This is a genomic window from Hamadaea sp. NPDC051192 (assembly GCF_040682475.1).
Lineage (GTDB): Bacteria > Actinomycetota > Actinomycetes > Mycobacteriales > Micromonosporaceae > Hamadaea > Hamadaea flava.
The window spans coordinates 26104-34547 of the sequence record NZ_JBFBAZ010000086.1 but is presented as its reverse complement, the minus strand read 5'-3'; the positions used below and the strand labels follow the sequence as shown (position 1 = coordinate 34547).

The window sequence follows — 8444 nt, the reverse complement described above, 5'->3', positions numbered from 1 at the left end:
ACCGGTCAACACCGCAACCAAAGTGGCCAACCTCCTCGCCGACAACCCCCACGCCGACACCACCACCGTGGCCACCCAACTCGGCATCTCCACCCTCACCGCACGCCGACACCTCGCCGCCCTGCGATGAAGCTCCTATGTGGCGTTGGCCGATGGAACACGCGACGACGCTGCGGCAGTCGAGGGAGTTGGCGATCCCGTTCCGGAATCCGTCAGCAGCATCGGGGTCGGGCAGGCCGGCCTTGCACGCCGCCTGTGCGCGTCGCCGCCATCCGCGATGGTGGCCTTAGCGGCACGCCAGGCGTCGGTTGCGCATCCCGTTTCGTAGTAGCACCAGCGTCCTTGGCTCCGGGGCAGTCCCGATGGCCGTCATGTCGGCATCGGCGGGACTAATGACTGCCACCAGCGGGGGTTCCATGCTGAAAGCCCAGCCGAGGAGAGCGCGCACGTCGCCAAGCACCCGCCCGACAAAACCACTGCCGACTCAACTGCCAAGCGGCAATCGGCCCGTGACTCGATTCGGCATCCAGGAATACCAGCCGAAATGGCTCAGCGGCCGCACGAACATCACCGAAGTGCATGGTCATCGTCTTACCAACCTCATCGGCCACAGTCTTGAGCGCCAGCCTCGGAGAGCTCGATAGGGGAGCAGGCGTGGAGCAGAGTCCCTGGCGCAACCGCATACAGGCCCAACGGCGGCACCCCATGCGCGGCCAGCAGCCACGCCAGCCGCATCGCTGACTTCAGATCCCGCGCCTGGCGGCTATCTGCCCTGGCTACACGAGAACGCATCGACGGGCGACGCCGGCCCGACTCCTGGTTTTCAACTCATCTGACACCGCTCAGAAGTCGGCCGCACCCATCTGATGCCCGGCTACGAGGGCCCGCCCGGCTGAGAACCGTCGCGGCAACCTCGTGATCGGGTCACACCGTGGCCGGGCTCTGGTCAGACGTCGTACTCGTCGGGCAGGCGTAGATTCGGACCACCGACCTCCAAGCCAAGCGAAGTGGCTCGTCCCCGGGGCTCCTCCCATTCCTCCTGCCGGCCGAGTGCGGTGAGATCGAGGTACTGGTCGCCGCTGTGGAACTCCTCGATGCCGCGGCCGCAGGTGGAGTAGGTGTGGAAGACGTCCTCGCCCACCCGCAGGAACGTGCTAATGCCCGGCATCTTCGTGCCGCGCTCGTGGTTGTGCCCAGCCGCGAGCTACGCCAGCAGACAGTCAATGCCTAGCCTGTGGAGCCGCTGGCCGTGATGCTTCGGTGAAGTGGAGGCGCCTCCAACGTAACGGCTCAGCCGCCGGGTGTTGCTGCGATGGCGTCGAGGTCGCGGACGGCGAACCGGTGGTGCTCCCACTCCTCCTCGAGGATCACGTGCAGGCACGAGCCGACGGTTTGGCGGTACTCCGGGTTGTGCGGGTTCTTGCGCGCGGCGGCCAGATCCTCCGGCGTGACGGCGGCCAGGAAATCGCGCACCATGGACACTCGGCCGGCACGGACCTCGAGCACCTCGGCGTAGGTCGGTGTGTCAGTGGTGAAGACCGACGTGTCGAAGCTGCCGTCGCTACCGGCGTCCCTCAGGCCGAGCGGATGGAACGGCTGCTCCAGCTCCAAGACTGCCCGACCGAGCCACATATCCGTCGCCAGCACCAGGTGCCGCAGCGTCTGGGCGAACGACCACTCGCCGTCGACCGAGATGTCGACGGTGCCGACCGGCATCGCCGCCGCGCGCTCGAGCGTAGCCGCCCAGGTGCGCTCGAGCGCGGCCCAGGCCGCGCGCAGGCCGTCCGGATCGGCGGCTCGCCGCTCGGCGCGACCAGGAAAGCGCCGGTTGAGCTCCGCATCGACGAACGGAGCTACGTCTACGCCGTTGACGCGTAACACGTTCCCGTTCTCGAACAGCCACGGGGCGTCGATGTCCGAGCCCGCGATGTCGACCCCGCGCATCACCACGCCGGACAGGTCGGACTCGACAAACCGCGCGCCGCTCAGGTTCACGCCCCGGAAGACCGCTTTCTGCAGGTCGTCCGAAGGACCGAAGGTCGCCATGAAACTCCTCCTTGCCGAGTACGGTCAGGACTCAGAGCATATGGAAACCCACCGACATATGTATGGTCCCCACCGCGAGGATCGCGTTCATGGGCCCTTCCCAAATCGGCGACAGCAATGCCCGACCGCACGCAGGCGGCGACGTGCTCGCCCAGCTGGGTTCTACTCCAGTCAGTACTCGTAGCTGAGGTTGGAAGCCGGGCCGCGCCCGAGGCGAATCGCACTGCCATGTTGCCGCGACGAGCGGTGATGCAGTCAACGCATGACCTGTGACAATCACGCGATGTGTCGCGTAGTCGGCCCGAGCTTCAGCCGCTACGTGACCCATGGCCGACTCGATCCGGTGCCTCTGGATGCCTGCCGGCACAGTGCCGCGATACTCCATTTCGCCGCCGGCCTGCTCAGCACCTGCGCTGACGGCCTACCCGGTGCCGTCGTTGTCGACATCGGCCGGGCCCGCAACGCCGACCGCGGTGACGAACACTGGGCCGTGGTGGAGGCGACATAGCCTCGTTCAGCACCAGCTACGCCGCAGACCCCGACCGAGTCCTCGACGTCGTACTCCGCGCGGCTGGACCGAGGCACCGCCCAGCCCACCGCAACAAGGCATTCACCCGTCCCTCCGCAGCCACCTGATGTGCCCAACAGTCCACGGCGCACGCGGGAGCGCCGCCAGCCCACCGCGGCAGGATGGCCGCGACGCGGGATCAAACGATCCTGGTCCACATGGTGACCCAGTTGAGGTCGTCCCAGGTGGTGCCGCCGTCCCAGGAGAAGCGTTGAGCCCACTGGACCTCGTCGGCGTTGAGCAGATCCCACTCGTAGCGTACGAGGATGGGCGTGCCGTCGAACTCGTCCGGGCCCTCGAAGATCCCGCGATCGCCCTCGAAACGGCCCTCGACGGGCGCGTCCAGGACCCCCGGCAGCCGAGACGACATCCACCAGATACGCCACGTCCGGGTCGACGGCACGAAAAGGCGCAAGGTCGCCCCTTCCACGGCCTGGCCGCCGGGGTGCATGATCGCGGTCTCGAAGTTGCCCAGTCCCTCCAGGATCGGGCCGCAGTCGCAAGTCGCCTCGAACTCGACCCACTCGGTGCAGGCCCGGTCGGTGACGTCGGCGAGCTTGCGGATCGCGCCATGCCACCGGCCGAAGAAGAAGTCGAAGTCGGCCCGGCCGTCGGCACCCTGTTCCACGGTGATCTGTTCGGTCATGCCCGGACGCTAACGCCACTCAGCTGACATCTTCTGTCAGGGGAACGGCGACGCCTTCTGCTGCCGACAGCCGGGGCGACCCCGCTGGGGTCGGGCGGGCAGTCATCGTGACCACTGCGGCCACCGCGATGGCGGCGGTGGTGATCGAGGTGGTCGTCGCCCAGCCGAACCACGCGACGGCTGCCGCGCCGAACATCGTTCCGAGGCTGCCGCCGACGAAGTAGGCCACCATATAAGCGCTGTTGAGTCGTGCGGGCGCGGCCGGGTTGAGGGCCAGCACCGTGCTCTGGTTGGCGACCTGGGCCGCGAAGAGTCCGGCGTCGAACAACGCGAGGCAGACCAGTGTAGCCACCGTGCTGTGGAGCATGAAGCCGCTCAGCAATGCGGCGCTGCCGGCCAGCATCAGTCCGGCCAGGATGACTTTCCGGGCACCGGCCCGGTCGGTCCAGACTCCGGCGATCTGGGTGGCGGCGATGCCGGACAGGCCGGCCAAGGCGTACAGGCCGATGCGTTCTGCGGGATAGGAGTATGGCGGCTGGGACAAGGCGACCGCCAAGCCGGCCCAGACGGCGCAGAAGCCGAAGAACCACAGAGCGCCCCTGAAGGCTGCCAACCGCAGCGCGCCGTAGCGGACGAACAGGCCGGGGAGCGTACGCAGGCCGGCCAGGTAGCTCCCGGTCACCTGGCCGTGCGCGGCGGGGAGTACGGCGAGGCAGCATGCGGCAAGTACGCCGCAGGCAACGGCGACGACGAGGAGCATGGTGCGCCAGCCCAGTTCGTCGGCCAGCCAGCCGCCGCCGATCCGGCCGGCCAGGATCCCGGCGGAGATGCCGGCGGTGACGATGCCGAGGCTGGTCGCCCGCCGGTGCGCGGGGGCGAGCCGGCCGGCGATCGAGCTCATCCCGGCACCCACCACCGAGCCGGCACCGATGAGGGCCATCAGGACGGCCAGTGGGATCACTTGCCGGACGGCGGCCGCGGCGGCCAGTGCGAGGCCCAGCACGGCGAACTGGCCGGCGAGTACGCGTGCCGGCGACCACCGGTCGACCATCGGGACCAGCGCCACCAGGCCGAGCATGTAGCCGACCGGGCCGGCGGCGAACGCGATGCCGACCACGGCGATACGCGTGTGGGTGGATGCGGCGACGTCGGCCACCGACGGCTGCAACAGGTAGATGGTCGACGTACCCAGTGCGGCGGCCACGGCCATGAACAGCACCACGACGATGGGCAGCCCGGGTTCGTTCCTGTGCTCAGTCATCGTTTCCCTCCGCTCAGTGAGGTTCGTTTTCCGAACCTCAGCGACGCTACCATGGTTCGGGTCTACTTTCCGAACTCGGAGCTAGACTGGGGAACCATGGCAGGCACGTACGAAGCGCAGAACTGCACTCTGGCCCGGGCGCTGGAGCTCATCGGCGAGCGCTGGACGCTGCTGATCATCCGTGACGCGTTCTACGGCGTCCGGCGCTTCAACCATTTCCGGGACCATCTCGACATCCCGCGGGCCGTTCTCGTCGAGCGCCTCGCGACCCTGGTCGACAACGGCGTATTCGTGCGTGCGCAGGACCCCGACCACGCCGCACGGCACCTTTACGATCTGACGCCGCTGGGCCGCGACCTCTGGCCGGCGCTGCACGCCCTGCTGTCGTGGGGCACCCGCGTGGCCGGTCCCAACCAGCTGCGTTTCGTGCACGTCGTCTGCGGCAGCGAGATCGACGACCACGGCAACTGCCCGGCCTGTCACGTCTACGCGCCCCCGACGGACATCGCCACCGAACCTCGCGACGGCAAGGCCCGTGGGCGTACGGACGCGGTCGCCATCGCCTTGCGTCAGCGGCATACGCTGCTGCAACCGCTCGATGCCGGCCTGTGATTCTGTTCCGCGACCATCCACTGTGTAGCTGACACGGCGGAGCGACCGGGCCGACGCGTAGGGACGTTCACGGACCATGATCATCTGGCGCTTGCGGGCTTAGCGGTGATGGTCTGATGTTTGGCCCAGCAGCGCTCATATCGGGCCACCAGGGCGCCAGCAGCACGAATGGCAAGATCAGCAGCCCTCTGAAGGAGTTCCTTCAGAGGGCTTTTTGATGGGTTTCCCGGCCGAGCGCTTGGTTCACATCGCCTTCGGCTGAATGGCCGTTCTTCCCGACTTTCCGCCAAAGCGCTATCTGCAGGCGTGTCGGATTCGAAGCCGACCACGACAGCGCAGCGGGCCAGGTGTGGCGTGAATCTGTGATCTGGCTTCGTCGCTGTCGTCGTTGTGTTTCGCTGAAGACAGCAGGCCCGGGGCGGGAGATGTGATGGCTGCGCTCATCGAGGACTACGAAATCACGGATGACATTCGCGGAGCGGCGAGGGTGTGCACCGCTCGGCTCGACTCCGGCGCGCGTTTCGGTACGCCGGCGAACGGAGTCGAGCCGTGAGCGATGCGACGCAGCGGCTACGCAGCCAGCAGTGGTGGGACAACCCCGCCAACCCAAAGATGACGGCGTTGTATCTCGAGCGTTATCTCAACTTCGGGCTCACCCGGGAAGAGCTGCAGTCGGGACGTCCGATCATCGGGATCGCCCAGACCGGCAGCGACCTTGTCCCCTGCAACCGGCATCACCTGCAGCTGGCCGATCGGGTACGGGCCGGCGTGCGAGACGCGGGCGGGATCCCGTTGGAGTTCCCGGTCCATCCGCTGCAGGAGACAGGTAAGCGGCCCACCGCGGCGTTGGACCGCAACCTCGCCTACCTGGGACTGGTGGAGATCCTCTACGGCTATCCGCTCGACGGGGTGGTGCTGACGACCGGCTGCGACAAGACGACGCCCGCCTGCCTGATGGCCGTAGCCACGGTGAACCTGCCGGCGATCGTACTGTCCGGCGGGCCCATGCTGAACGGGTACTCGGACGGCCGCCGGGTCGGGTCGGGGCTGGTCATCTGGGAGTCGTGGCGACTGCTGGCGGCCGGCCGCATCGACTACGCCGAGTACATGGACCGGGTGTCGCGTTCGGCGCCCAGCACCGGGCACTGCAACACCATGGGCACGGCGCTGTCGATGAACAGCATCGCCGAGGCGCTCGGCATGAGCCTGCCGGGCTGTGCGGCGATCCCCGCCCCGTATCGGGAACGGGCTCAGATGGCGTACGACACCGGTCATCGGGCGGTGGGACTGGTACGGGAGAACCTGACCCCGCGCACGATCATGACTCGGGACGCTTTCCAGAACGCGGTCATGGTCACGTCGGCGATCGCCGGATCCACCAACTGCCCCATCCATGTGAACGCCATCGCACGTCACTGCGGCATCGAGTTGACCAACGGCGACTGGGAACGCGTCGGCGGCGACATCCCGAAGCTGGTCAACTGCGCCCCGGCCGGGGAATACCTCGGTGAGGACTTCTACCACGCCGGCGGCGTACCGGCGACCATGCACGCCCTGCTGGCGGTTGGCCGGCTGCACGGCGACGCGTTGACCGTCAACGGACGGACCATCGGCGAGAACGTCGCCGACGCGGCGAGCACCAACCCGGACGTCATCGCAAGCTACGACCATCCCTTCGGCCAGCGCGGCGGGGTGCTCGTCCTGCACGGCAACCTGTTCACCTCCGCGATGATGAAGATGTCGGTGATCACCGAAGACCTCCACGCCCGCTATCTCACCAACCCGACCGTGACGTGGCGCGCCGTGGTCTTCGACGGCCCCGAGGACTACCGGAGCCGCATCGACGATCCCGAGCTGGAGATCGACGAGGACTGCATCCTGGTCGTCCGGTACGCCGGCAACATCGCCTTCCCCGGATCGGCCGAGGTCGTGAACATGCAGCCACCGACAGAGCTGATTCTGCGCGGGTTCGACGCGATCCCGACGCTGGGTGACGGGAGGCAGAGCGGCACCGCGGACGCCCCATCGATCCTCAACGTCAGCCCGGAGGCCGCCGTCGGCGGCAACCTCGCCATCCTGCGCACCGGCGACCGCATCACGCTCGACGTCCAGAACCATCGTCTCGATGTCAACCTCAGCGACGAGGAGATCGCCGAACGGTGGCGCGAGCACGTCCCGTTGACGTTCGCCCACCAGACGCCGTGGCAGGAGCTGTTCCGCACCCACACCGGGCAGATGGACACCGGCAGCTGCCTGGAGTTCGCCGTCGCGTACCAGGACATCATCGCCACGAAGGGAATCCCTCGTGACTCGCACTAACCCCGGCACGATCATGATCGCCGACTCGGACTTCGGCGACGTCGAGATCGAGCGCGCCATCGTCGAGGACGCCGGATTCCGGCTCAGCGCCCACCAGTGCAAGTCCGAGCAGGACGTCATCGCGTACGGGCAGGACGCCGACGGCATCCTCACCCAGTACGCCCACATCGGGGCCACCGCGATGGGCAACCTGCCGCGGCTGCGGGTCATCTCCCGGTACGGCACCGGTGTCGACATCGTCGACGTCGACGAAGCCACCCGTCTCGGCATACAGGTCACCAACGCGCCCAACGACTGGTGTGCCGACGAGGTCGCCGACCACGCCATCGCGCTATGGCTCACCGCCGCCCGGAAGGTCGCCGAATACAACGCGGCCACACGGCACGGCGAATGGCGCTGGCAGACGGGCGAACCGATCTGGCGGCTACGCGGTCGCGTCTTCGGCCTGCTCGGCTACGGCGCCATCGCCCGCCTCATCACCGCCCGCGCCCAAGCGTTCGGCGTCGAGGTCTGGGCCTACGACCCGTTCGTCGACGCCGACCAACTGCGCGCCGACGGGGTCCGGCAGGTTGAATTGGACGAGCTCGTCAGCCAGTCGGACTACCTCACGATCCAGGCGCCGCTCACATCGCAGACACGCCACCTGTTCGACGACACCACGCTGGCCCGGATGAAACCCACCGCCATCCTCATCAACACCGCACGCGGGCCGATCGTCGAGGACTCCGCTCTCGACCGGGCGCTGCGACGAGGCGTCATCGCCGCAGCAGCGGTCGACGACCTGGAAGAGGAACCCGCCAAGCAACGCGACTGGAAACCGAACAACCCGCTCCTGGAAAACCCCAATGTGATCGTCACTCCGCACGCGGCCTACTACTCCGAGGAATCCATTCAGGCCATTCGCACCATCGCGGCCACCGAAGCCGTCCGGGTACTCAGCGGCCAACCACCGCGCTCCCCGGTGAACCACGTCGAGCATGGAAGGACCTGAG

The 8444-nt window shown here is 67.7% G+C and carries 7 protein-coding genes and 1 pseudogene; 4 read left to right on the top strand and 4 right to left on the bottom strand.

The genetic code is table 11. The features are described 5' to 3' along the window. Positions 1-946: 946 nt before the first annotated feature. Together AB0M47_RS28725 and AB0M47_RS28720 are read right to left on the bottom strand one after the other, a co-directional pair. Positions 947-1171, bottom strand: a pseudogene (locus AB0M47_RS28725) (DUF899 family protein); the annotation flags it as partial. 119 nt (positions 1172-1290) lie between these two features. Next, complete coding sequence (locus AB0M47_RS28720) at positions 1291-2046, bottom strand: DinB family protein (RefSeq protein WP_363419511.1); 756 nt, start codon at positions 2044-2046, stop codon at positions 1291-1293. 262 nt (positions 2047-2308) lie between these two features. Here AB0M47_RS28720 and AB0M47_RS28715 point away from each other — a divergent pair, with 262 nt between their 5' ends. After that, a complete protein-coding gene (locus AB0M47_RS28715; RefSeq protein ID WP_363419509.1) occupies positions 2309-2554 on the top strand; it encodes a hypothetical protein in 246 nt (81 codons plus the stop codon). A gap of 199 nt (positions 2555-2753) precedes the next feature. On the opposite strand, the gene AB0M47_RS28710 is transcribed toward AB0M47_RS28715, so the two are convergent. Further along, positions 2754-3260, bottom strand: a complete 507-nt coding sequence (locus AB0M47_RS28710) for a hypothetical protein (protein WP_363419507.1) — start codon at positions 3258-3260, stop codon at positions 2754-2756. A gap of 19 nt (positions 3261-3279) precedes the next feature. Further along, a complete protein-coding gene (locus AB0M47_RS28705) occupies positions 3280-4521 on the bottom strand; it encodes an MFS transporter (RefSeq protein ID WP_363419505.1) in 1242 nt (413 codons plus the stop codon). 96 nt (positions 4522-4617) lie between these two features. Here AB0M47_RS28705 and AB0M47_RS28700 point away from each other — a divergent pair, with 96 nt between their 5' ends. The 3 genes from AB0M47_RS28700 (at position 4618) to AB0M47_RS28690 (ending at position 8443) form a co-directional block, all read left to right on the top strand. After that, positions 4618-5133: a helix-turn-helix domain-containing protein gene (locus AB0M47_RS28700; protein WP_363419503.1), complete on the top strand. Its 516-nt coding sequence runs from the start codon at positions 4618-4620 to the stop codon at positions 5131-5133. A gap of 549 nt (positions 5134-5682) precedes the next feature. Continuing rightward, a complete protein-coding gene (locus tag AB0M47_RS28695; protein ID WP_363419501.1) occupies positions 5683-7452 on the top strand; it encodes an IlvD/Edd family dehydratase in 1770 nt (589 codons plus the stop codon). Next, positions 7439-8443 carry a C-terminal binding protein gene (locus tag AB0M47_RS28690; protein ID WP_363419499.1) on the top strand — a complete coding sequence of 335 codons (1005 nt, stop codon included), beginning with the start codon at positions 7439-7441 and terminating at the stop codon, positions 8441-8443. The genes AB0M47_RS28695 and AB0M47_RS28690 overlap by 14 nt, the downstream gene beginning before the upstream one ends. Position 8444: the final 1 nt, after the last annotated feature.

Excerpts from the sequence above, each read along its gene's own strand:
- AB0M47_RS28720 (WP_363419511.1), bottom strand. The coding sequence starts at position 2,046 with ATGGCGACCTTCGGTCCTTCGGACGACCTGCAGAAAGCGGTCTTCCGG.
- AB0M47_RS28715 (WP_363419509.1), top strand. The coding sequence starts at position 2,309 with ATGACCTGTGACAATCACGCGATGTGTCGCGTAGTCGGCCCGAGCTTC.
- AB0M47_RS28710 (WP_363419507.1), bottom strand. The coding sequence starts at position 3,260 with ATGACCGAACAGATCACCGTGGAACAGGGTGCCGACGGCCGGGCCGAC.
- AB0M47_RS28705 (WP_363419505.1), bottom strand. The coding sequence starts at position 4,521 with ATGACTGAGCACAGGAACGAACCCGGGCTGCCCATCGTCGTGGTGCTG.
- AB0M47_RS28700 (WP_363419503.1), top strand. The coding sequence starts at position 4,618 with ATGGCAGGCACGTACGAAGCGCAGAACTGCACTCTGGCCCGGGCGCTG.